We start from the raw sequence: 21606 nt of genomic DNA, 5'->3' as shown, positions 1-21606 counted from the left end.
TCCTCCTTTACTTAGGAGCGGTCAAATGCGCTTCTGCAGCGTACGCTCGAGCGTTGCCAACATCTGCGGATATTCGGCCGTCAATCTATGGAAAGCTTCCCGTCTTACGGACAACAGCACGGAGGGCCCCGCAGCTCTCACTGTTGCGGTCCGCGGAATGCCCTTGAGCAGCGCGATTTCGCCGAAATGATCGCCGTCCTGCAGAACGGCTACCCGCTTCTCGCCTTCCCCCGCCAGCTGCTTCATGATCTCGAACTTGCCGCGGACAATGATATAAAATTTATTTCCTTCCTCGCCCTCACGCACGATAGCGTCGCCTTCTTGACAAGTTTCGGTTGAAAACAGGGTGGCGATATCCCGAAGCAGCGGAAGCTCGATCCCTTCGAAAAAAGGCAGCTTCGCAAGCCGGTCGACCTCGACCGTTGCATGAAGTCCGTCCTGAGACAGGTGAAACCCGTGCTGCTTCTCCCACAAACCGGAGTACAGCCCGTTCTTGCTTAGAAGCTCCCGGTGGGTGCCGTATTCCGCGATTTGGCCGTCCTGGAATACATAGATGGCATCCGCATCGACGACGGAGGCGAGACGGTGGGTGACGGAAACAATCGTCTTGTCCCCGCGCAGTCGTCGAATCAATCGGTTGATATCCGCTTCCGTAGCAGGGTCCAGCGCGGCCGTCACCTCGTCGAGCAGCAGCAGCTCGGGCTTTCTCAGCAGCGCCCGGGCAAGCGATACACGCTGGCGCTCGCCTCCGGACAAGGACCCGCCTTCATGATGAATCCATGTGTCATAACCATCCGGCCAACCGGAGATGGCGTCATGGATATTGGCTTGCTTCGCCGCTTCGACCATGTCCGATTCCGCGGACTGGTCGCCATCCAGCAGCAGATTTTCCCGGATCGTGGCGTTAAAGAGAAAGGTATCTTGAGTAACCAGAGTCGATAGCCTTCTTAATGAAGCCTCGCTTACGGTACGCAAGTCGTGATCGTCTATGGCTACCGAGCCTTGCTTCGGATCGTAGAAGCGGGATAGCAGCTGCAGCGCGGTGCTTTTGCCGGAACCGCTAGGCCCGACGAAAGCGACATAGCTTCCGCCCGCAATGCGCACGGAAACGTCACGCAACTGGTCGGCATCTTCCGTATAGCCGAAGGTAACATGATCCATGCGGATCGACGTTATGCCGGAAGATAGCTCTATCGGGTTCTCCGCCTCCGGAACGCCGGGCGGGGACTCGAATATTTCCGCGACGCGCCGGAAGCTGACGCCCGATTCGATCAGGGTCGGAATGAGGAACGCCAAATTGGAGCCCGATTGGCCTACGCTCAAAAACAGGGTGAAAAACGCCATGAAGCCGCCGACCGTCATCTCGTCCTGAAAAATCAAATAGCCGCCGAAGCCGATCATAATCCCGTTCATGATCAGCAAAGCCGTTACGGGCAGCCGTTCCATCAAAGAGTTGAACAGGTGCAGACGCAGGCCGAACGAAAACAGCTCGGAAATTTGCTTGCGGGCCCGTTCCCGGATCCGGTTCTGCTGATGCAGCCCCTTAATCGTTTTATGACCTTTGACCGTCTCGTCGATCGCATTGGAGAAGCGTTCTTGAGCTTCTTTATAATTCGCATTGGCCGCTTCCGTGCGGCCCTGCAGCATCCGGGGGCCGACGAACATCAGCATGGAGCCGGCGAGCATGGCAAGCGTCAGCTTCCATTCGATGGAAAACAGCATGAAGAGCCCGAGCAGGACGCTTAAAGCTTCTTTCAGAAATAAAGGAGACGAGAAGCGGATCACTCTCTCCATGGAAGCCATGTCCGCGGAGAAGCGCGTGACCAGATCCCCGACCCGATAGCGCCGGTAGAACGGAAGAGACTGCAGCTGCAGGTGATCGAACAGCTCCGTTCTCAGTCTCCGGATCACTTCGCCGCTCAGCTTGCCGAGTGTAAAGTCTCCGAGGACGCCAGCGCAAATATTGAAAAAACCGCCGCCAAGCAATATGCCCAAAATAATCATAAACATCGTGAAGTCTTTGGGCGTGAAAGCCTCATCGACCATATATTTCAAGCTCAAAGGAGCCGCCACCGCATAAGCGGCCTCTACGAATATGCCAAATAAAAATATGCCGCACAGCAGCTTATATGGTGCAAAATGGCGCAGCATCGTCCGTATAAAGCTCAAGTTCATCTCCGCCTCCCGGTACCCTTAGATTACCGCAGTTCCAATAGGATGTAAACGGTGCGGGTGGCGGCTTAAACACTGTCCCGAGCCAAGCCGCCGATGACAAAATCGGTTACATCGTGTCACTGGCTAGCCGGCGGCAACCTTTGTAGTATAAGAACGAATAATGGATCGAAGGGATGATGAACATGAATTTGGAGCGGGTCGCTACAGCGTTGGCGGGAGTCGCCATATTGGGCGGGATCGCGAGGATCGGCATGACGCCCAGTGCCCTCATATGGGGAGAGAACAGCGTTCAGGAGCTGGTGTTCGGCTTGATTGCTTGTCTGTTTATGGGGGTCGGGATATTTGGCGTCTACCTGTATCAGGCGCATCGACTCGGGATCACCGGCCTGGCGTCCGTGCTGCTCCTGTCGATCAGCAGTACGCTTACCGCCGCTTTGGTATGGTCTACGATGCTCGGCGTTATGGCGGAAGATCAACCGTTCGTGGCGCCGTTGCAGACGATCAACTCGACGGCGGCGATGCTCGGCACAATCGGGTTTTGCGTCCAGACGCTCCGCGCGCGAATTCTCCCGGCCTGGCCGGTCGTCCTGTTCCTGCTCTTCCCGGCGATTATGTTCATTCCGGCGCTATCCAATTGGGGAGCTGTTCTCTGGGGGATCAGCTACATGGGCTTGGGTTATTATGTCGTCGGCAAAAAATCGGTAAGGCATCCATCCGTATTCGGCATGTAACGGTAACGGGGTTGCGGTGGAGGGGGAAGAAATAAGGTTAGCTGCAAACGGCGCATTCCCCAACTCCTTGCCTTCATCGCTTCCTCTTCTTGCTCGCGTTCTCAACAACCTGATATTTATTTGCTTTTTTGATTCGACTGCGGTATAATCTTCTTATTGGAATATGACCTGAATTCGCATATCGTAGAGGGTTATTATTTTGACACAAATAACCTTGTACAATATGTGAATTTTTTATTTTAACGAAATAAAGAGCTCATGTAATTTTCTAGGAGGTGTTCCCATGGAAACAGGAACAGTAAAATGGTTTAACGCAGAAAAAGGCTTCGGATTTATCGAGGTTGAAGGCGGCAACGACGTATTCGTACATTTCAGTGCGATTGTCGGAGACGGCTACAAATCGTTGGACGAAGGCCAACGCGTTGAATTCAATGTGGTACAAGGCAATCGCGGACCGCAAGCCGAGAATGTCGTAAAGCTGTAAGAAACCTTTGAAGCCAATGCCCCGAACATCGCGTTTGGGGCATTGTTTTTTTTCGACAACGAGAAGGGGGCCGATTTATGCGTGAATTTGCGGACTGGAACCAAAAAGTGAAAAAGACGTTTAATGCAACAAGCAATGAAGTTGTGTTAACCGTTACGGAAGCGGGCAATTTCATCGGTCTCTCCAAAGACGAGATGAAACAGTATGTGGATAAAAACAAGCTGACCAAAGTTCCGATTATGAGAAGCGTCCATCGCTATTTGTTGCTGAAAAGCGAAATCGACCAGATCGTTCGTCGGGTATAGGATACAGTGCTATAATGAAGGGAACCATTTGTTACATGGAGGCCACTTTATGCTCAGTTTTGAACAAAAGCTTGCCATTGCGGATTCATTCCCCGAGCTGCAGCGCAAAGACGTATCCCTCGGTCGCGTAAATTATCACTACGAGAAAAGCGCGTATGACAAAAAGAACGTTCTGTACCATCTGCATCCGAACGGCAACGGGTATGTGTACGCGGGTCTTCTGAAGCAATACGACACCGACGAGAAAGGGTTCGTCAGTATTCGCGAGCTGTCCGAGGAAGAGCTTCGAGCCCTGATCGGACAGTCGATTCGTTCTTTGACGTCATCGGGCGCCCGCCAGTCCGGCAAAGCCGCGAAAGCTCGGGAAGAGCAGTGGGCGAACGACAAGAAGCAGTCGCTTACGCTCAAATTCGAAGACGAAGATCAGATGTGGTACATTTTCGCCGGAATGGATCTGGACGCGATATTCGAAACGTACGAGGAAGCGAAGGAATACCTTGAGGAAGAAGGGTTTTCGCGTCTCTGAGCCGGTAATAGAAATATCCGGAGGTCCCGCAAAGTTGTCGGTTTCGAAGCAGAAGCTCCGCCTTTGCGGGGCTATTTTGCGCGTGCGGGCGTGTAAACGCTTCGATGGATTTAATTCGGAAAATTTGATACGATAGCTGCAGGCCCCGATATGCGGAGGCCTATCTTGCTATAGGAGGAAAACGATATGAGAAAAGCCGTCATCACTGTCGCAGTGGAGAAGCTTCGTTTAGGAGGTGAGATCTACTATGAGCCATAGTCTCGCATTGAACGGCTCCCGGACGCAGCTGATCAGCCAGCTTATTTATTTGAATGACGAGAAGACGCATTTCCTGGACCAATATTGCCCGAGCTACGGTCACGAACGGAGCAAGATTGATCAAACGCTTACCGCTTATTCCTCGACGCTCGAACAAATATTGGCCGAATTCAGCGAAGAAAGCATAACCTCCGCCGTATTGATCGGCAGCCAGGTGAAGCTATGCTATGTAGAAGACGATTTCACCGAATCGTATACGATCGTGTTTCCTCATCAAGCGGATCCGAATGCCAACAAAATCTCATTCTTGTCTCCCATCGGTTCCCAACTGCTGATGACGAGAACGAACGGAACGTATCAGCTCAAAATACCTTCCGGAGAGGTTCAGGTCAGGGTAGAGGAGATCAAATATATGAACCGCGGCGATTTGCATGAGGAGATCTATTAGTTAATCCATCATTATCGGATCGGATCCGAGCGGATATCGATGCGCAACCGAACAAGCAGCCGCCTCCAACGAGGTCAGGCTGCTTGTTTGGCTGCCGGCACTATGGCTCCGTGTAGATACCGCTCTGTGCAAGGGGATACCGGGCCAACGCGGGAGCGATCACTTCGAGTCCTCCCCGCCCGTCTTATAAACGACCAGTATCGTGCTTCTCGGATAAACGGTGCCCGACGGAGACGGTTTCATGATGGACCCGTAGCAAATATTGACGATTTGATCTTCCTTCAGTTCCGCCAGAAACTCATTCGCTCTCTTCTCGGCATAGGACTTGTCGGTGTCTACGAATTCTTTGACTTGAATCATCGGAACATCACCCTTTGCTAAGTATTGGATAACGAATTGTTCGTGCTTGTCTCGGGGCGGCTCACCTCCCGACGCTTAAGTAACATTAAATGTAAGAAAACCGGCAAAAGTACAGATGGCACCCCGCGTTATCGCGGAATGCCGATCACGTCCAACATAGCATTGGCCGGTGGAGGTGTCAACTTATTGCCAGCTTTGGAAATGGAGCAGAGGCCTGGCAAGCGCGATAATCAGGCTTTATGGATAGTTGAGATGTCCGTTTCCGAAAAGGGAGGGATGGAATTTACTAGTAAACAAAGGAGGTGTTGCAGCATGGCAGATTTGATCTTGCCGCGCAGCATGGTCATCACGAATACGATCACCAATTATTTCATGACTGCGCCGACGGCTATTGCTTTGGCGGCGGCTACTCCCGTCGATATCGGGATCGGGCCTCAAACCTGGCTAACCGATACGGGAGCTACGGCCGCAGCGTTCATAGACGTTAGCGTGCCGGTAGCGGGGCACCAATACGCCTACGAGTTGTATATCGACGGACAAAAGCAGGAAGAGGGGCTCATTACCGATGCGACCGCGACCGTATTGGAGCTGACTTCCGCAACGGCCGGAACGATTCCGCAATTCGCCAGAATCGTATATACGATCGTCGACATCGGAACGGCCTAATACGCTTCGCTCGAACGGTGCCTGGAAAGTTTCCGGACTTTCTAGGCCTTCTTAATGATCGCTACGAATTCGGCGATAATGCGGGCCGCGCGTACCGGCGCCAGCTTGGAAAGAAACCGGAGCTTGGCGGTGCGCACGAGATAGCTTCTGGGGGATTGCAGCAGCCCGTCCACGAACACATGGGTGAAGGGTAAGCGTCGCAGATACGGTATTTTGCTGCCGTAGCGGGGAGCCGATCACGATTGGTGAACGTTGTTTGCGCCCCGTTGCCGATCGCATAATAGAAAAAAGTTTTCGCTCGAAGCACGTTGCCACGCTTTGCGCGTCGTTTATGCCGTCTTTTCCTTTTCGGTCTGGCGGCACATTTGCAGCCGCATCGTCTATCGATCGCGCTTTTCTCGTCCTGTGGCTTGCCCTTTACGATCGTACTCGTTCCTTTAAGCTTTCCTTATATTCATATGTATGCGCGGCATTCGTTGTCGGACGCCGTTATTTGTCCCCTATCCGATACGGCATCCGAGGCCGGATTTAGACCGATGGATCATTTGGAAAATAATCTTGAGAAAAATTTGCTTTTCCAATTTTAACGTGGTATCATGTAATTAACCATGATTGAAACCTATTCACATATTGTAAAGGGTTGCTATTATGAAAAATGGTGCCTTTTCCAATATGTGAATTTTTATTTTCGTAACCGAAAAAGAAAAATCATGTAAATAAACACTGTGGAGGTCATATCCATGCAAACAGGAACAGTAAAATGGTTTAACGCAGAAAAAGGTTTTGGATTCATCGAGGTTGAAGGCGGCAATGACGTGTTCGTACACTTCAGCGCAATCACCGGCGAGGGCTTCAAAACGTTGGACGAAGGCCAACGCGTTCAATTCAATGTGGTACAAGGCAACCGCGGACCACAAGCGGAGAACGTAGTTAAGCTGTAAGTCTAACGGTAGAAAACTGCCCTACGCGTACGTTGGGGCAGTTTTTTTTAACGTTACAGCAAGATAGACGCTTTTCTTCTTTTCGGAAAATTGTGTAGGGGAGGGGCTCATCTATGTATTCAAGGAAAAAGCAGTTAGAGGAAATTCCTGAAGAACTAACGGCCATCTGGTTGTGCACGAAGGACGGTTGCAACGGTTGGATGAGAGACAACTTCGCATTCGAGGCGGTGCCAACTTGTCGGCAATGCAACTCCGAGATGCAGCGCGGTACGAAGATGCTGCCCTTACTTGTCAACACAAACAGTGATCAGAAATCGCTGAAAAAAGGCGTGCAAATCGGCGATCAGTAACGGTCATATGGGAGAAGACGAAGAGAGCCGGACCAAGAGCAAGACGGTCCGGCTCTTTTTGTCACGCCCGGGAAAGCCGATAGGCGTTATAATAAATCGTGCTCCTGCTCCGCCTCCGTATAGACGGCTATAAGAACGACCGCAGTGTCTTCGCCGATATTCGTCACCCGGTGCGGCGTGCAAGCGTTCCAGCTGAACGAATCCCCGACGCCGAGCCGGGCCGAGTCTTCCCCCTGCTCGGCGAGAATCGTTCCTTGAACGACCACATGGACTTCTTCTCCTTCATGCGCGTGCGGAGTGCCGCCTGTCGAGCTTCCGGGCGGAAATTCGACGATCATCATCCTGATGCTTTTGGTACGGCTTAAATGCTCTACGTTCAAATGGTCGGCGCCGCTCTTCGTGACCAGACGCTCTTCGCTCCGGACAATGTTCATCCGCTCCTCTTTTTTTAGAAGCAAGTAGGCCAGCGGGACGTTCAGGGCGCGGGCGATACTGTCCAAGGTGGCGATAGAAGGCGACGTTTTGTTGTTCTCGACTTGGCTCATGAATCCTTGGGATAATCCGGTTTCTTCACAAATTTGGGCGATCGTGATGTGTTTGCGCTTGCGGATGGCGCGTATGGAGGAACCGATGTCCATGCGAAGTTCACCTCGATATATTTGTAATATGAATATTAATTTAATAATAACAATTTTCCTGTTGACTTGCTACTGAAATTTGCGATAAATTATTAATACAAATAGTTGTTTGTTATTTATAATATATCGTGAAAAGGCGGAGATCATAATGGCAAGTAACGCTTGGGTAACGACCCTGATGCGCGTTGTATTGGGCATTTTATTCGTAGCGCACGGCATCAGCAAATTCCGGATGGGCCTCGGAAACGTGGCCGGTTGGTTCGACAGCGTGGGCGTTCCGGGGGCATTGGCCTACGTCATAGGGCCGCTCGAATTAATCGGGGGACTGCTGCTGATCGTCGGACTTTTTACCCGGTATGTTTCGGCTCTCTTCATTATCATGCTCCTCGGAGCGATCCTTACGCTGAAGCTTTCCGCGGGATTGCTCGGCAGCGGGGAGATGGCGGGCTACGAGCTGGACGTGGCCTATATGCTGGTCGCTCTTTATTTGAGCGTGGCCAAGCCAGCGCCGTTGTCCGTAGATCGGATATTCGTAAAATCGGGAATTTAATGGCGACTGGAGGAGGGGACGGCAATGAAGCCTGTTTACGAGTACGATATTCGTTTTCCGGACGGATACGATCCGGATCGAACATATCCTACGATTTTTACGTTGCATGGCAGAGGCTCCAATGAGCGCAACATGGCCGGCTTGACCGAGCCCTTGTCGGAGGCATTTATTACGATTTCCATCCGCGGTCATTTGACCTTGGGCGCGGGATACCAATATTACGAGCTGAGAAGCTTGGGCAATCCTATACGCGAAACGTTCGATGCGGCAGTGAAGCAGTTGGAGGCGTTCATTCATTACGCGACGGGGAAGTATGCTGTGGATCCTAAGAGGCGGTATTTGCTCGGCTTCAGCCAAGGGGCGATTTTGTCCATGACGCTTGCGCTTGCAATGGGGGACCAGCTGCGGGGAATCGTAGCATTGAACGGCTATGTACCGGATTTCGTCAAGGAGGAGTATCCGTTAAGAAGCGTTAAGGACGTATCGGTATTCATATCCCACGGCGAGTATGACCGGGTATTCCCGCTTTGGGTCGGACAAGAAACGGCGGCTTTTTTCGAAAGCCGGACGGAGAGACTTGCATTCAAAACGTATGCGGAGGATCACGGGGTGTCGGAGGAAAATCAACGGGACTTCACGGACTGGTTGTATCGGGATACGGGGGTGCGTCAGGAGTAGGTCGAGGGGAAGCATAAAGGGCGAGTGCATAATTGCATTCGCCCTTCCGGTCGTTTTTCTAATAGAAGCTTGCTGCCGAATTCACGATTACGGCTTGCCGTACACGCTGGCGGTAATGAGGTCGCGCAGCTCCGCCTTGTGGGATTCGTACTGCTCCGTCGTAATGCTTCCGCTCATGAAGCGGAGGTCCAATTGTTCGGATAGCTGAGCGACCTGGAGATCGATAATCGGCTGTGTGTCCCTGTTGTTGTCTCTGGCGATATCCGCCAAAGATTGGCCGGAATACAGCGCATCGTATACTTGCTCGTCCGAGCTTGCGCCGAGCGCCTGGTGGAAATCGTCTTGATGCGAAATGTTGGCCGATTTATCGAGAGGGCAAAATAAGGCGTTGGCGTAAGTTTTGTCGCTTTGCATCATCGCGCTGAGCGAGATCACGATTGCCATTGTGCTGACAATGATGATTTGTTTCGGATTCATGGAGGAGTCCTCTTTTCCGGGAAATTCGTTTTGTCTTCCTAATTGTATTACGGCCCTGCATAGAATAGGTTACAAAAAAGCTATTTCCATTTCAAGTATTGCAAATAGGCCGGCAAAGGTGTATAATTATCTTAAATTAAAGATATATAAAATTAAGATTAATTCCCGCCCATGCATGATTGCAAGCATCAGGGCAAAATAAGGAACGATATGGAGGAGGAAATTAGATGACAATGAAAACGGCAGGAATTCACCACATTACGGCATTCGTGACCGATGCGCAGCGCAATGTCGATTTTTACGCCGGAGTGCTTGGCTTGCGGCTTGTGAAAAAAACGATCAACTTCGATGCTCCGGAGGTGTACCATCTGTATTTCGGCAACGAATCGGGCAGTCCGGGTACGGCCATTACCTTCTTCCCTTGGGCGACGGCTCGCCGGGGCCGGATCGGAGGGGGACAGGTCGGATATACGGGGTTCGTCGTTCCGCCCGGATCGATGGAGTTTTGGCAGAACCGGTTGCAAAAGCTGAATGTCCCCTACACGCAAACGGAGCGATTCGGCGAGACGTATATCCGGTTCCAGGATTGGGACGGCCTTCAACTGGAAATCGTCGAACGCGAGGAAGGATCGGCCAGCGAGTGGGCGTTCGGCGGCGTTCCCGCGGACAAAGCGATTAAAGGCTTTGGCGGCGCCGTGCTGAACAGCTTCGCACCCGATAAAACGGCAAAGCTGCTGGAGCAGGTCATGGGCCTGGAAAAAGTGGGGGAAGAAGGAGAATTGGTCCGTTTCCGCTCATATGGCGACTTGGGCAATGTTATCGATATGAATCGTACGCCGATGGGCTGGGGAGCGGGCGGCGCGGGAACCGTCCATCATATCGCATGGAGGGCCAAAGACGAGGTGGACCACCGCAAATGGCGAGAGCATATTGCCCAAAGCGGCTTTCAACCGACTCCGGTCGTCGACCGGCAATATTTCAACGCGATTTACTTTCGGGAGGAAGGCGGCATTTTGTTCGAGATTGCTTCGGATACGCCCGGATTTGCCGTTGATGAACCTTTCGAAGCGCTGGGCGAGAAGCTGATGCTGCCCGGATGGCTGGAGGCGAACCGTTCCCAGGTGGAGCAAGGCCTTCCGCCTATCGAAGTCAACCGATTGGAGGCGGATGTGTAATGAAGCATATATTCAGACAAGGGACGGACCCCGCTGCCCCGACATTGCTGCTGCTGCACGGGACCGGTGGAACGGAAAGGGATTTGCTGCCGATTGCCGAAGCGCTGGCGCCGACAGCTTCCGTCCTGAGCGTCCGGGGGAATGTGCTTGAGAACGGAATGCCCCGGTTTTTCCGGCGATTGGCCGAAGGGGTGTTCGACGAGGAGGATCTCGTCTTCCGGACGCGGGAATTGTACGAATTTCTCGATAAGGCATCGGTCGAGCACGGGTTCGATCGGGGCAGCCTCGTGGCGGTCGGCTATTCCAACGGCGCCAATATCGCGGCGAGCTTGCTTTTTCACTTCAAGGATGCGTTCAAGGGAGCCATTTTGCACCACCCGATGGTGCCGCTTCGCGGGTTGAAGCTGCCGGAGCTGTCCGGTCTCCCCGTGTTTATCGGTGCCGGCAGTAACGATCCGATCTGCTCTCCCGGCGAGACAGAGGAGCTGAAGGAACTGCTCGGGCAAGCGGGCGCAGATGTAACCGTTCATTGGGAGCGAAATGGGCATCAATTGACCCGTACGGAAGTAGAGGCCGCAAAAGCGTGGTTTGACGGACGATTTGCCAAATGATCAGCTGTCGCGACAATAGGAAGGGGCTCGATGAATCAGATCGATGCCCTTTCTTTTCGTATGGATTCATGACGGGTACCCTCAAAAAGGTATTGCCATATAAAAACGACGGTGTTACAATAAATTCTGACGAAATGACCAAAATAGAAATTTAGTCATTCAATCGGGGGTGACGGGATGACGGTTGACCGGCGCAAGCTGATTATCGAGGCTGCAGCGAAGTCGTTTGCTTTGTTCGGCTACAAGGCGACCACGATGGACCAGGTGGCCAAGATCGCGGGCGTAGGCAAAGGGACGATTTATACGTTTTTTGCCAACAAGGAAGAGCTGTTCCAGGAAATTATGAACAAGCTTATTCAAGAAATGAAGCGGGTTGCCGAAGAAGTGGTCGATCCGGAACGCAAATTTTTCGATAATTTGCATAGGGTGCTGGAGCGGCTGCTCGATTTCCGCGAGGAGCATGAGCTTGCTATCAAGCTGACGCAGGAAGTGAAGGAAATCGGCACGCAGATGGCGCAGGAGGGCATTCAGCAAATCGAGAAGGCGGTAGTCGGGTACATCCGGATTCAGGTGAAGAAGGCCGTCGATAAAGGCGAGATCAAGCCCTGCGATCCCGAGATCACCGCATTTGTCATGCTGAAGCTGTATATGGCGTTGACCGCCGATTGGAAAAAATCGCACGAGCCGCTCGGAAAAGGGCAGGTCGCCGAGCTGTTGCCATTTTACTTGCAGGCAGGATTGGCTCCGGATTAAAACGGAAGCCGTTTTTTTTACTATAAAATGACCATATGACCAAAATAGTCAATATGTAAAGAGGAGTGGAGAATGATGTTGAAAGGGTTCAAACAATTCGGCAAGGAGTTGGCCGCGATCGGGTGCAACCGCAAAGTGCTCATTCCGGTATTGGCCGTGCTATTGATTCCCGTGTTGTACACCGCCATGTTTCTGGGGGCGTTCTGGGATCCGTACGGCCGGCTGGACGATTTGCCGGTTGCGATCGTCAATGCCGACAAGGGGACGCAGTTCAACGGCAAGTCGCTGCATGTCGGGGATGAATTCGAGGAGAAGCTGAAGGAAAATCGTCAATTCGACTGGCGGTTCGTAAGCAAGGAAGAGGCGATGGACGGACTGAAAAACAATGAATATTACATGGCGATCGAAATTCCGGAAGACTTCTCGGAGAAAACGACGACCTTGACGTCCGATCATCCGACGACAGCACGGCTTTCCTTCCTCCCGAACGAAAGCTATAACTTTCTGGCTTCCCAGATAGGCAACTCCGCGATCGATAAAATGAAAGCATTATTGAATAAAGAAATAACGGAAACATACGCCAAAACGGTGATTGGCCAAATGGAACTGCTCGTCGACGGCATCGGCAAGGCTAGCGACGGAGCCGGCCGGTTGGCGGACGGAACATCGAAGGCGAAGGAAGGCGCGCTGCTGATCGAGCAAAACTTGAGCAAGCTGGCCAGCGGCTCCGTGACGCTCAAAGACGGAGTCGCACAGCTGGAAGCGGGCGGCGGGCAGCTGAAGCAAGGCGCAACCAAGCTTAACGTCGGTGCGGACGATCTGGCCGACGGACTTGCCAAGCTGAGCGAGGCACAGCGGGAGCTGACTGTCGGAGCGGCGTCGCTCGGCGATGGGGCGAAATCGCTCGGCGCCGGCTCGGAAAGCTTGAGCGGCGGCTTGTCTCAGCTCGTTCAAGGGAGCGGCAAGCTTGCCGCGAGCTCCGGGCAAGCCGAGTTGGCGTCGGAACAATTGGCCGAGGGACTCGGTCAATCGGCGGCAGGCGCCATGAAGCTGGAGCAAGGGGCTGCGCAACTGGCGCAAGGGCTCGAGCAGCTGGCCGGATCGAATGCGCAGCTGGCGCAGGATCCCAATGTCCAGAAGCTGCTCGCCGCAAGCCAACAACTGGCGGCGGGACTAGCGGAAAACACGCAAGCTCAGCAAAAATTGAGCGACGGGGCGCAACAACTGCATGGAGGCGCCGTTCAGTTGAAGGAAGGCTTGTCCGCGTTCGACGTCAAAATGAAGGAAGCTGGCGCAGGCGGGCAGCAGCTCGCCGCGGGCGGACAAAAGCTGGCTGCCGGAGCCGGACAATGGACCGCGGGGATGGCGCAATTCGGGACCAAGCTGTCGGAGGCGAAGGAAGGCGGGGCGGCTCTTGCGGCCGGCGCGAAGCAGCTGACCGGAGGCGCGACCGAGCTGCAGGCAGGCTTGGCGAAGCTGTTGGCTAATGTAGATCCTCTCGTGGACGGTACGATCCAATTGGAGAACGGGGCGCAGCAGGTCGCTTCGGGATTGCTGCAGCTGGACGACGGCTCGCACGAGCTGTCGGGCAAGCTGAGCGAGGCGACCGCCCAAACGTCCGGGCTGCAAGTGACGGACACGATGTACGACATGTTTGCCGGACCGGTGGAGTTGGATGTCCAGAAGATCAATGAGGTTCCGAACTACGGAACGGGCTTCGCTCCTTATTTCCTGTCGCTCGGCTTGTACGTGGGGGCACTGCTTCTGACGATCGTGTACACCGTGCGGGAGCCTGCCGTGCTTCCCGCGAGCGGCTGGAGCTGGTTTTGGAGCAAAGCGCTGACGCTTGTCCTGGTGGGAGCCGTTCAGGCGCTGATCGCCGATGCGGCGCTGCTGTTCATACTCGATATGGAAGTGAAAAGCGTTCCGTTATTCATCCTATTGTCGATCATTACGAGCATTACGTTTATGATGCTCATTCAATTTCTCGTTACGGCGCTGCAAAATCCGGGCCGCTTCGTAGCGATCGTCGTCCTCATCTTCCAATTGACGAGCTCGGCCGGCACGTTCCCGCTGGAGCTGATTCCGGATTGGCTGCAAAAAGTGACGCCGTGGCTGCCGATGACGTATTCGGTTGCCGGCTTGAAGGACGTCATCTCGAGCGGCGATTACGCGTCGATGTGGAAAAACGCCGCGGTACTGGGCATATTCGCGATTGTGTTTGCGGCATTGACGCTCGGCTACTTCGTTGCATCCCACCGCAAAAACAAACAACCCGGGGGGCAAGCCCCGGCGGTGACCGTTTCCTAAGGCAAAGACGAGCAGGCTCGAAACCGGCTCCATCCATGCGGACTGTCGATAAGACCCTCAGAGGGCTTGGCGACAGTCTTTTCTTTTCGGATTAACGTCCGAGCTGCCCGAGCACCGCTATCAGCCGGTCGTTGAAAAGCCCGAGCTCATCGTAGAAGATGCCGTGGCCGCTCTTCTCGAATGGCAGCAGCACCGAGCCGCGGATTCCTTTGTGGAGCTGTCCGGCGAGCGGAAACGGGCATATTTTGTCCAGCTTGCCGTGGAAAATCGTCGTAGGGGCATGAACGTTCGGAAGATCCGGCCGCAAATCCTCGAGTGAGAGGACGCAGTCAGACCGAGAGAGTGAAACCAACTGCGGAAGCTTGGCGTTACGGTGCTCGCAAAGAACGATTGGCCGAAATCGTGCAGCATTTGCGGTCGGTTCGTATCGTTCTGCGCGATCAGCGCATTGACCTCCTCTTTAGTCATGCCGTAAGGAAAGCCGGGCCTTTTCGTGAAGGAAGGAGCAGCGGCCGCCATCAGCACAAGCTGGGCCACGCCGTGTCCCCGGTGGCGGCTCATATAGCGGATGCCGATCGCCCCTCCCATGGAGAAGCAGACTAACCGGCATTGGCGGAGACGCAGAGCATCGATGACGATGCGGATGTCGTCGGCCACCCGATTATAAGAATAGCCCGTCCAGGGACGGTCCGACTTGCCGAATCCCCTTAGGTCGATTTGAATGCACCGGTAGCCGTATTTGGGTAACTGAGCTGCCTGATATTCGAACATTTCATGATTGACCGGCCATCCGTGAATAAGCAGGACGGGAATCCCGACGCCAACGTCCTCGACGTACAATTTCACTCCATGCTCCACCTCGACATAGTAGCCCAAATCGATTGCCCCTTTACCGGAATTGATGCGCTCTAAGTAAACATATGTACGGCCCCCGAAACTATGCGGCGTCGCGGCATAGCGCGGGGTCGCCGGGTTGTACGCCGCGTAATTTCGTTGTATGCTGAATCCGAAACGTTCAGCCGGCTTTCAGGCAGCGTTCAGAGTGGAGTAAGCTGCATGCCCGATAATAGAGCGTAGAACCGGAAATGATAACCTGGAGCGGTCGGAGGAGATCGTATGGCTCAAATAAAAGGAATTAAAATCATGCTTGTCGATGACGAGCCGAATATTTTGCAATTTCTCGAGATGGGGCTCGTGGGCGAGGGCTTCGAGGTGCAGACGGCCCCGGACGGCATTACCGCCGTCACGCTGGCCAAACAGTTCCAGCCTCATATCGTCATTCTCGACGTCATGATGCCGGGCATGGACGGGTTCGAAGTGTGCCGGCTGCTGAAGAAGACGGAGAACGTCGCCATCATTATGCTGACCGCCAAAGACGAAGTGGACGACCGCGTAAAAGGGCTTACGCTGGGTGCGGACGATTATGTTGTCAAGCCGTTCAGCTTCGAGGAGCTGCTCGCCCGCATCCATGCCAGAATCCGCAACCAGTTTCCGAATTTGCTCGGAGAAGTGCTGATCGGCCCTTTCCGCATCGATGACCGGCGCAAGGAAATCGCTTACCAGGAACGGGTGCTGGAGCTTTCCCCGACCGAATACGAGCTGCTCAAGTTCATGGTCATCAACCACGGACTCGTGCTGAGCAAAAGCGTCATCCTCGACAAGGTGTGGGGCTACGATTTCGGCGGGGAGGAAAACATCGTGGAAGTATACATCCGTTCCCTCAGAGACAAGCTGCGGGATAAAGAGCACCGCGTCATCCGCACTTTGCGCGGAGCCGGCTACAGAGTGGATGCCACATGAAGCTGAAGCTGCGCCTCCCGTCCATTTTGACGCCTCATTCGCTCGGCTTTCAGCTGCTGTCCCGTTCCTTGCTCGTCTTGGCGGTCATTTTGCTGTTTATCGGCATATTCCAATATGTCGTGATGCGGGAGTTCCTGTTCAAGAACAAAGCGGAGACGATGCAAAATCAGCTGCAGTCGGTTCCGCGGGACGTTCTGGCGAATCCGGAAGGAGCTTCCGAAGGGATGGGGCGGGGACGGGGGCCGATGTTTTTTCTCCCGGACATGACTTTGGCCGTCATCGACCTTTCGGGCAACATGACCAATTTGTCCAATTGGCCGGAATCCCGCACGCCGCCCAAGCTGCCGCAGCAGGACTACGACGAAGCGCTGCAGAAGAAAATGAGGCTGAATTATAAAATTACACGCGACGACCAAGGGAACGAGCAGCTTGTCGTTCTGCAGCAGATCGATATGAGGGGACGCATACTCGGAGTCGTACAGCTCAGCACGAGCACGGCTCCGCTGAACGATGTGGCGGTCAGCCAATTGATCACCTTCGTCTCGCTGTCGCTGCTGGCGCTTTTCCTCGGGCTGCTCTCCTTCATTCCGGTCATGAGACGGACGCTGGTGCCTTTATCGAAAATGGTGGACACGGTCGGCCGCATCGATGCCGGAAGTCTGGATGAACGGCTGCCCGCACGCCAAGGGCAAATGGAGGTCGACCGTTTGGCGCTGTCGTTCAACGGGATGCTGGAGAGGCTGGAGGCGTCGTTTGCGGCGGAAAAAGAGGCGAAGGAGCAGATGCGGCGTTTTATCGCCGACGCTTCCCATGAGCTGCGAACGCCGCTTACCTCGATCCACGGCTTTCTGGAAGTGCTGCTTCGCGGCGCGATGAACCAGCCGAACCAGCTGCACAAGGCACTGACAAGCATGCACAGCGAGTCGGAGAGGATCAACAAGCTCGTTCGCGATCTGCTGCTGCTGGCCAAAATGGACCGGGCCCCGATCATGGAAATGCGCGAAGGCGCGCTCGACCGGCTGGCCAAAGAAATGGAGCACCAGATGCGCCTGCTTGCCGGGAATCGGGAGGTGTCGTTCCGCATGGATGCCGGCACACAGTGTCTGTACGACGCCGACAAGATGAAGCAAGTCGTGCTGAATTTGTTCCACAACGCTGTCCAGCACACGGACCCTGACAATGGAAGAATAGGAATCGCTCTGACAGAGGCCGAAGACCATGTCGAGCTGTCCGTGGCAGACAACGGCTCAGGTATACCCGAGGAGCACCTTCCGCATGTATTCGACCGGTTTTACCGGAGCGAATCGTCGCGCACGCGCAAATCCGGCGGAGCCGGTCTGGGTTTGTCGATCTCGAGGTCGATCGTGGAGGCCCACGGCGGCACGATTCGGGCGGAGAGCCGCGTGGGCGAGGGGAGCGTGTTTATCGTCCGCTTGCCGGTTTCCCCTCCATACGGAGCAATTCAAAGCTAACTTGAACCGCATTCAGGCGTAGCGTCGATCCTTCATGGGTCGGCGCTTTTCGTGCATGCTTCCCGAATCGTTAAGGGGACGGCGGATAAAATACCGTTTCCTTACAAAACCTAATTCGTAGTTATTATTCCAGAAAACGCTTCCGGGAGATGGGCCCTGTGCACTCCACCAAAAAAATTTCTCCGTTGTTGCTGTATATGATGCTGATGCTCTCTATCGGCATATCCAACCATGTGCTCCTGATTCCCGTCCTGCTGGAGACGGCCAAAAGGGACGCGTGGGCCGGAGTAACGGCGGCGATCCTCCCGATGATCGTTTGGGTGGGCGTATTGCATGTTATTATCCGTAAAGTCGGTCATCGTCATATGGGTGAATGGCTGAGACAGCATTACGGCAAGGCCGCCCGTCTGATTTTGATCGTTCTTGCCGTGGTCTATTTCTCCGTGACTTCGTTTATATCGCTTGCCGACACTGTGATGTGGACGAACGTCACTTATTTGCCGCGGACGCCCAAGCTTGTCATTTCGCTCATTTTCATGCTTGTTTGTTTTTTCGCCGCACGAGCCGGTATCCGGGCAATCGCCATCACTTCCGGGCTGCTGCTGCCCGGCGTCGTGCTGCTCGGCTATTTCGTCGCCTCGGCGAACTTGCAATATAAAGACTATTCGCTGCTTGCGCCTCTATTCACCCATGGCTACGCTCCCGCTGCCAAAGCAATGGCGTACACGAGCGGCGGCTTGTTCGAGCTGGTGCTGATCTTGTTTATGGGCCATCATGTATCGTCCGCCTTCCGGACTCGCAGCCTGATCGTGCTGGCGATTATTCTGGTCGGTCTGACCGTCGGACCGGTAACGGGTTCGATCGCCTTGTTCGGTCCCTTCGAAGCGGCGGATCAACGGTATCCGGCTTTCGAGCAGTGGCGAATGGTCACTTTGGGCAAGTTCGTCTCCCACCTTGATTTTTTCTCTATTTATCAATGGATTTCGGGCTCGTTCATCCGCGTTTCCTTGATGCTCTTTCTTATCCCGGATGTCTTGGGCATGAAAAAGCGCAGAAGTCGGAGTTTCCTTCTGGCGGGTTTGTCCGCGGGCCTTGTCGGTGTGACAATGCTTCCCATTAGCGACGTTGTGTTGCTGTACTTTTTATCCAATTGGTATTTTCCGGGCATATCGGTCCTGAATATCGTGTTCGGCTTGCTGCTGCTCGTGCTGTCGCTGCTGCCGGCAGCCCGACGAAAGGAGAAAGCGTAAACGATGACTGACTTGAAAGAGTTGGATGAGCGCCGGCTCAGGGAACTGTTCGCCCGGGCGCAAGACGTCAGAATCGAGTCCGTTCGGTTCGGCCCCCCCGACAATCCCCATAAAATCGTGCTTCTCTATTGCAATGGGATGACGCATGCGTCCCATATCAATATGGTCGTTTTGCCGAGCCTGCAGACCATGCTCGAGGAGGCGGAGGCCATCAGTCCCCGACTGCTGGAGACGAACAATTCTTTGCTGCTCGGACGCGTCGGGGGCGAGGATTGGATGGATACCTTCATGTATCGACTATACTCCGGGCATCTCGTCCTATTTTTCGAGTCGCCCAATCTGCTCTATACGATCAATATTTCGCAGCCGCCGAACCGGACGCCCGAGGAGTCGAGCACGGAGGTATCGATCAAAGGTCCGAGAGATGCGTTCATCGAAGATTTGACAACGAACGTGGCGCTCGTGCGCAAACGGCTGCTCACGCATTCGCTGTGCTGCGAGATGTTCTCCATCGGGGAGCGCAGCCATACGGCGGTCGCGCTATTGTTTTTGGATGACGTGGCCGATCCGGCATTGGTAGAGGAAGCGAGGAGCAATCTCGGCAAGCTGCGAATCGACGGGCTGATCAGCAGCGGTCAGCTGGAGGAGGGCTTTACCGGCGTCGGGTTCTCTCTGGTTCCGCTGCTGGATTATATCGGCCGGCCGGATTTCGTCGCGGACAGCTTGCTCAGAGGGCGCATCGGTATTATCGTGGACGGCTCTCCGATGGCGCTTATCGCTCCGGCGAACATGACCTTGATATTGAAATCGCCCGAGGATGTGCATTTTCCGTCCTACTACGTTGCGATGGAACGGTTCTTGCGGGCGGTCGGATTGCTCGTGGCCGTCTTTTTCCCCGGCTTCTATATCGCGATTACGTCCTTCAATTTCGACCAAATTCCGTTTCCGCTGCTCGCGACGATCGCATCGGTCCGTCTCGGACTCCCATTGTCCGGTCCGATGGATTTTTTCATTATGCTCGGTTTGTTCGAGCTGTTCCGGGAGGCCGGCGTACGTTTGCCCAAGGCGGTCGGACAGACCGTAGCGGTAATCGGGGGACTCATTGTGGGCGATGCGGCCATCCGGGCCGGCGTCACCGGGCCGACTACGCTTGTTGCCGTGGCCATATCCACGATGTCCATGTTTACGCTGGTGAATCAGTCTTTGGCAGGTTCGGTTACGCTTTTGCGCATCGCGATTCTGATCGTATCCGCAAGTCTCGGCATGTTCGGGTTCATGATCTCGGTTATCGCCTTGGCGCTTTATTTATCGACGCTGGAATCGTTCGGGGTACCCTATCTGGCTCCCATATCGCCGACTTCGCTCCGAGACATGTATTTTGCGGTCAAATATAAAAAGTGGAAAGTTGCCAAACGGCGGCCTTCGTTCCTGAAGCCCTTGGACGATACGAGGAAAAGAGGTGACTCCTCTTGAACAAAATGTGTCTTGTCCCGCTCGTCGGACTATTGCTGTCCGTTGCACTGACCGGCTGCTGGGACATCAAAGCGATACAGGATACCAATTATGTGACCGCAATCGGGTTCGATTATGAGGATAGCCAATATGTCGTGTATGCCCAAATGGTCGATTTCGCCAATGTGGCGAAGCAGGAGGGCGGCAAATCGGGGCAGCCGTCCTCGGTATGGTCGGGTCACGAGAAAGGGGGGACGGTCATCGAAGCGATGACCAAGTTGTATCAAACGTCCCAGCAACGGATGTTTTGGGGACAGGTTTCTTCAATCGTATTTACGGATAAAGCGCTCGGGCACGGCATCGCCGAATATATGGAAGGGCTCATCCGTTTCCGGGAAATGCGATATACCCAATGGGTGTACGGTACGAAAGAGCCGATCGATCGCGTATTTCTGATGATCCCTTTTTTCAATCAGTCCCCCCTTGGTTCGATTCTGCATCAGCCGGAAGAAAATTACCGGCAAAGATCGTATATTCGGCCGTTGCGGCTGCAGAAAATCGTCGCGACGTATAGGGAGCCTGGGTCCAGCGCACAGCTGCCCTCCCTTGGAATCTCCAAGGACGTATGGAAAGAAAACGGCAAGGACGATCCGAAGCTGATGGTGGACGGCATTTTCGTATTAAACAAAAACAAGCCGCCGGTCTGGGTGAGCGATGACGATCTGCTCGGATTGCGCTGGCTGGATCGGGATACGAAGCGGAGCAATGTCATGCTCAGCAGGAATGGCGCGCCTGCCGTGTCGATCATCGTGGACGGTCCGAAAGTCGATGTGATGCCCGAAACGACAAACACAAACGGAAAGCCGGTTTATTCCATTAGAGTACGAGCCAAATATTACATAACGGAGCTCTTGGAACATATAGACGCATCGCAGATCGAGAAAGAGGCGGTAGAGGTTGTGACGTCGGAGATTGAGCGTACCTTCGAATATGGAAAGAAAAAAGGTCTCGACCTGTACCAGCTCGACCATATTCTGTATCGTCGCAAATTCCCGCTCTGGAGCAAGCTTACCCGGAACGGGGAGGTGCCTCTCGACGACTATGAGCTCAAGTTTGTCAAGGTGGAGCTGGAGCTGCTTCATTCGGGCATGTACAAAGTCCGGGACCATGGAAAAGATTATTGATAACGGAATAAG

23 protein-coding genes and 1 pseudogene are annotated in these 21606 nt (G+C 54.0%); 19 read left to right on the top strand and 5 right to left on the bottom strand.

Features of this window, described 5'->3' with window-relative positions; all coding sequences use genetic code 11:
* Positions 1 to 21 precede the first annotated feature (21 nt).
* The gene (locus FE784_RS08345; RefSeq protein ID WP_139601673.1) at positions 22 to 2175 is read right to left on the bottom strand and encodes an ABC transporter transmembrane domain-containing protein; all 2154 of its coding nucleotides are present in this window, start codon (positions 2173 to 2175) and stop codon (positions 22 to 24) included.
* 182 nt (positions 2176 to 2357) lie between these two features.
* Between FE784_RS08345 and FE784_RS08340 the strand changes: the two genes are divergently transcribed.
* From FE784_RS08340 to FE784_RS08320, 5 genes are all read left to right on the top strand, one after another.
* Entirely contained in the window at positions 2358 to 2906 is a 549-nt protein-coding gene (locus tag FE784_RS08340) for a hypothetical protein (RefSeq protein ID WP_139601672.1), read from the top strand.
* 283 nt (positions 2907 to 3189) lie between these two features.
* Positions 3190 to 3390, top strand: a complete 201-nt coding sequence (locus FE784_RS08335; RefSeq protein ID WP_085495361.1) for a cold-shock protein — start codon at positions 3190 to 3192, stop codon at positions 3388 to 3390.
* Between the two features lie 77 nt (positions 3391 to 3467).
* A complete protein-coding gene (locus FE784_RS08330; protein ID WP_139601671.1) occupies positions 3468 to 3695 on the top strand; it encodes a DNA-binding protein in 228 nt (75 codons plus the stop codon).
* Positions 3696 to 3744: 49 nt separating this feature from the next.
* Complete coding sequence (locus FE784_RS08325; protein ID WP_139601670.1) at positions 3745 to 4221, top strand: hypothetical protein; 477 nt, start codon at positions 3745 to 3747, stop codon at positions 4219 to 4221.
* Between the two features lie 247 nt (positions 4222 to 4468).
* Positions 4469 to 4927, top strand: a complete 459-nt coding sequence (locus FE784_RS08320; protein ID WP_139601669.1) for a GreA/GreB family elongation factor — start codon at positions 4469 to 4471, stop codon at positions 4925 to 4927.
* 159 nt (positions 4928 to 5086) lie between these two features.
* Here the strand turns inward: FE784_RS08320 and FE784_RS08315 are convergent, their stop codons facing one another.
* Complete coding sequence (locus tag FE784_RS08315; RefSeq protein WP_139601668.1) at positions 5087 to 5287, bottom strand: sporulation protein Cse60; 201 nt, start codon at positions 5285 to 5287, stop codon at positions 5087 to 5089.
* Positions 5288 to 5599: 312 nt separating this feature from the next.
* Between FE784_RS08315 and FE784_RS08310 the strand changes: the two genes are divergently transcribed.
* The 3 genes from FE784_RS08310 to FE784_RS08300 all read left to right on the top strand — a co-directional run bounded on the left by FE784_RS08310 (position 5600) and on the right by FE784_RS08300 (position 7244).
* Positions 5600 to 5953, top strand: coding sequence for a hypothetical protein (locus FE784_RS08310; RefSeq protein ID WP_139601667.1), 354 nt, complete (start codon positions 5600 to 5602; stop codon positions 5951 to 5953).
* A 740-nt stretch (positions 5954 to 6693) separates the two neighbouring features.
* Positions 6694 to 6894: a cold-shock protein gene (locus FE784_RS08305; RefSeq protein ID WP_138879127.1), complete on the top strand. Its 201-nt coding sequence runs from the start codon at positions 6694 to 6696 to the stop codon at positions 6892 to 6894.
* Between the two features lie 113 nt (positions 6895 to 7007).
* Positions 7008 to 7244: a cold-shock protein gene (locus tag FE784_RS08300; protein ID WP_139601666.1), complete on the top strand. Its 237-nt coding sequence runs from the start codon at positions 7008 to 7010 to the stop codon at positions 7242 to 7244.
* Positions 7245 to 7330: 86 nt separating this feature from the next.
* Here FE784_RS08300 and FE784_RS08295 read toward each other — a convergent pair whose 3' ends face one another.
* Complete coding sequence (locus tag FE784_RS08295; protein ID WP_139601665.1) at positions 7331 to 7882, bottom strand: helix-turn-helix domain-containing protein; 552 nt, start codon at positions 7880 to 7882, stop codon at positions 7331 to 7333.
* Between the two features lie 145 nt (positions 7883 to 8027).
* On the opposite strand from FE784_RS08295, the gene FE784_RS08290 reads away from it, so the two are divergent.
* Positions 8028 to 8432, top strand: coding sequence for a DoxX family protein (locus FE784_RS08290; protein ID WP_139601712.1), 405 nt, complete (start codon positions 8028 to 8030; stop codon positions 8430 to 8432).
* Positions 8433 to 8456: 24 nt separating this feature from the next.
* Positions 8457 to 9110, top strand: a complete 654-nt coding sequence (locus FE784_RS08285) for an alpha/beta hydrolase (RefSeq protein ID WP_139601664.1) — start codon at positions 8457 to 8459, stop codon at positions 9108 to 9110.
* Between the two features lie 87 nt (positions 9111 to 9197).
* Here the strand turns inward: FE784_RS08285 and FE784_RS08280 are convergent, their stop codons facing one another.
* Complete coding sequence (locus FE784_RS08280) at positions 9198 to 9587, bottom strand: hypothetical protein (RefSeq protein ID WP_139601663.1); 390 nt, start codon at positions 9585 to 9587, stop codon at positions 9198 to 9200.
* A 227-nt stretch (positions 9588 to 9814) separates the two neighbouring features.
* Between FE784_RS08280 and FE784_RS08275 the strand changes: the two genes are divergently transcribed.
* From FE784_RS08275 to FE784_RS08260, 4 genes are all read left to right on the top strand, one after another.
* Positions 9815 to 10762, top strand: coding sequence for a ring-cleaving dioxygenase (locus FE784_RS08275; RefSeq protein ID WP_139601662.1), 948 nt, complete (start codon positions 9815 to 9817; stop codon positions 10760 to 10762).
* Positions 10762 to 11373, top strand: coding sequence for an alpha/beta hydrolase (locus FE784_RS08270; RefSeq protein ID WP_139601661.1), 612 nt, complete (start codon positions 10762 to 10764; stop codon positions 11371 to 11373). Before FE784_RS08275 ends, FE784_RS08270 begins: the two co-directional genes overlap by 1 nt.
* Positions 11374 to 11550: 177 nt before the next feature.
* Positions 11551 to 12126: a TetR/AcrR family transcriptional regulator gene (locus tag FE784_RS08265; protein ID WP_139601660.1), complete on the top strand. Its 576-nt coding sequence runs from the start codon at positions 11551 to 11553 to the stop codon at positions 12124 to 12126.
* A gap of 72 nt (positions 12127 to 12198) precedes the next feature.
* On the top strand, positions 12199 to 14436 hold the full coding sequence (locus FE784_RS08260; RefSeq protein WP_246131948.1) for a YhgE/Pip domain-containing protein: 2238 nt from the start codon (positions 12199 to 12201) through the stop codon (positions 14434 to 14436).
* 91 nt (positions 14437 to 14527) lie between these two features.
* Here the strand turns inward: FE784_RS08260 and FE784_RS08255 are convergent.
* Positions 14528 to 15312: pseudogene (locus tag FE784_RS08255) on the bottom strand (alpha/beta fold hydrolase).
* Positions 15313 to 15552: 240 nt separating this feature from the next.
* On the opposite strand from FE784_RS08255, the gene FE784_RS08250 reads away from it, so the two are divergent.
* From FE784_RS08250 to FE784_RS08230, 5 genes are all read left to right on the top strand, one after another.
* The gene (locus FE784_RS08250) at positions 15553 to 16236 is read left to right on the top strand and encodes a response regulator transcription factor (protein WP_139601659.1); all 684 of its coding nucleotides are present in this window, start codon (positions 15553 to 15555) and stop codon (positions 16234 to 16236) included.
* Complete coding sequence (locus FE784_RS08245; protein ID WP_139601658.1) at positions 16233 to 17708, top strand: sensor histidine kinase; 1476 nt, start codon at positions 16233 to 16235, stop codon at positions 17706 to 17708. Before FE784_RS08250 ends, FE784_RS08245 begins: the two co-directional genes overlap by 4 nt.
* A 158-nt stretch (positions 17709 to 17866) precedes the next feature.
* Entirely contained in the window at positions 17867 to 18958 is a 1092-nt protein-coding gene (locus tag FE784_RS08240) for an endospore germination permease (protein WP_176706050.1), read from the top strand.
* A gap of 3 nt (positions 18959 to 18961) precedes the next feature.
* A complete protein-coding gene (locus FE784_RS08235) occupies positions 18962 to 20431 on the top strand; it encodes a spore germination protein (RefSeq protein WP_139601656.1) in 1470 nt (489 codons plus the stop codon).
* A gap of 5 nt (positions 20432 to 20436) precedes the next feature.
* On the top strand, positions 20437 to 21594 hold the full coding sequence (locus FE784_RS08230) for a Ger(x)C family spore germination protein (RefSeq protein ID WP_246131957.1): 1158 nt from the start codon (positions 20437 to 20439) through the stop codon (positions 21592 to 21594).
* The last annotated feature ends 12 nt before the right edge of the window (positions 21595 to 21606 follow it).

Source organism: Paenibacillus hemerocallicola (assembly GCF_006265175.1).
Lineage (GTDB): Bacteria > Bacillota > Bacilli > Paenibacillales > NBRC-103111 > Paenibacillus_AB > Paenibacillus_AB hemerocallicola.
This window is presented reverse-complemented; position numbering and strand designations above follow the sequence as displayed.

Coding starts and splice junctions, on each gene's coding strand:
- FE784_RS08340 (WP_139601672.1), top strand. CDS start 2,358: ATGAATTTGGAGCGGGTCGCTACAGCGTTGGCGGGAGTCGCCATATTG.
- FE784_RS08280 (WP_139601663.1), bottom strand. CDS start 9,587: ATGAATCCGAAACAAATCATCATTGTCAGCACAATGGCAATCGTGATC.
- FE784_RS08265 (WP_139601660.1), top strand. CDS start 11,551: ATGACGGTTGACCGGCGCAAGCTGATTATCGAGGCTGCAGCGAAGTCG.
- FE784_RS08230 (WP_246131957.1), top strand. CDS start 20,437: ATGTGTCTTGTCCCGCTCGTCGGACTATTGCTGTCCGTTGCACTGACC.
- FE784_RS08345 (WP_139601673.1), bottom strand. CDS start 2,175: ATGAACTTGAGCTTTATACGGACGATGCTGCGCCATTTTGCACCATAT.
- FE784_RS08305 (WP_138879127.1), top strand. CDS start 6,694: ATGCAAACAGGAACAGTAAAATGGTTTAACGCAGAAAAAGGTTTTGGA.
- FE784_RS08330 (WP_139601671.1), top strand. CDS start 3,468: ATGCGTGAATTTGCGGACTGGAACCAAAAAGTGAAAAAGACGTTTAAT.
- FE784_RS08300 (WP_139601666.1), top strand. CDS start 7,008: ATGTATTCAAGGAAAAAGCAGTTAGAGGAAATTCCTGAAGAACTAACG.
- FE784_RS08245 (WP_139601658.1), top strand. CDS start 16,233: ATGAAGCTGAAGCTGCGCCTCCCGTCCATTTTGACGCCTCATTCGCTC.
- FE784_RS08295 (WP_139601665.1), bottom strand. CDS start 7,882: ATGGACATCGGTTCCTCCATACGCGCCATCCGCAAGCGCAAACACATC.
- FE784_RS08250 (WP_139601659.1), top strand. CDS start 15,553: ATGGCTCAAATAAAAGGAATTAAAATCATGCTTGTCGATGACGAGCCG.
- FE784_RS08285 (WP_139601664.1), top strand. CDS start 8,457: ATGAAGCCTGTTTACGAGTACGATATTCGTTTTCCGGACGGATACGAT.
- FE784_RS08320 (WP_139601669.1), top strand. CDS start 4,469: ATGAGCCATAGTCTCGCATTGAACGGCTCCCGGACGCAGCTGATCAGC.
- FE784_RS08310 (WP_139601667.1), top strand. CDS start 5,600: ATGGCAGATTTGATCTTGCCGCGCAGCATGGTCATCACGAATACGATC.
- FE784_RS08325 (WP_139601670.1), top strand. CDS start 3,745: ATGCTCAGTTTTGAACAAAAGCTTGCCATTGCGGATTCATTCCCCGAG.
- FE784_RS08270 (WP_139601661.1), top strand. CDS start 10,762: ATGAAGCATATATTCAGACAAGGGACGGACCCCGCTGCCCCGACATTG.
- FE784_RS08275 (WP_139601662.1), top strand. CDS start 9,815: ATGACAATGAAAACGGCAGGAATTCACCACATTACGGCATTCGTGACC.
- FE784_RS08260 (WP_246131948.1), top strand. CDS start 12,199: ATGATGTTGAAAGGGTTCAAACAATTCGGCAAGGAGTTGGCCGCGATC.
- FE784_RS08315 (WP_139601668.1), bottom strand. CDS start 5,287: ATGATTCAAGTCAAAGAATTCGTAGACACCGACAAGTCCTATGCCGAG.
- FE784_RS08335 (WP_085495361.1), top strand. CDS start 3,190: ATGGAAACAGGAACAGTAAAATGGTTTAACGCAGAAAAAGGCTTCGGA.
- FE784_RS08235 (WP_139601656.1), top strand. CDS start 18,962: ATGACTGACTTGAAAGAGTTGGATGAGCGCCGGCTCAGGGAACTGTTC.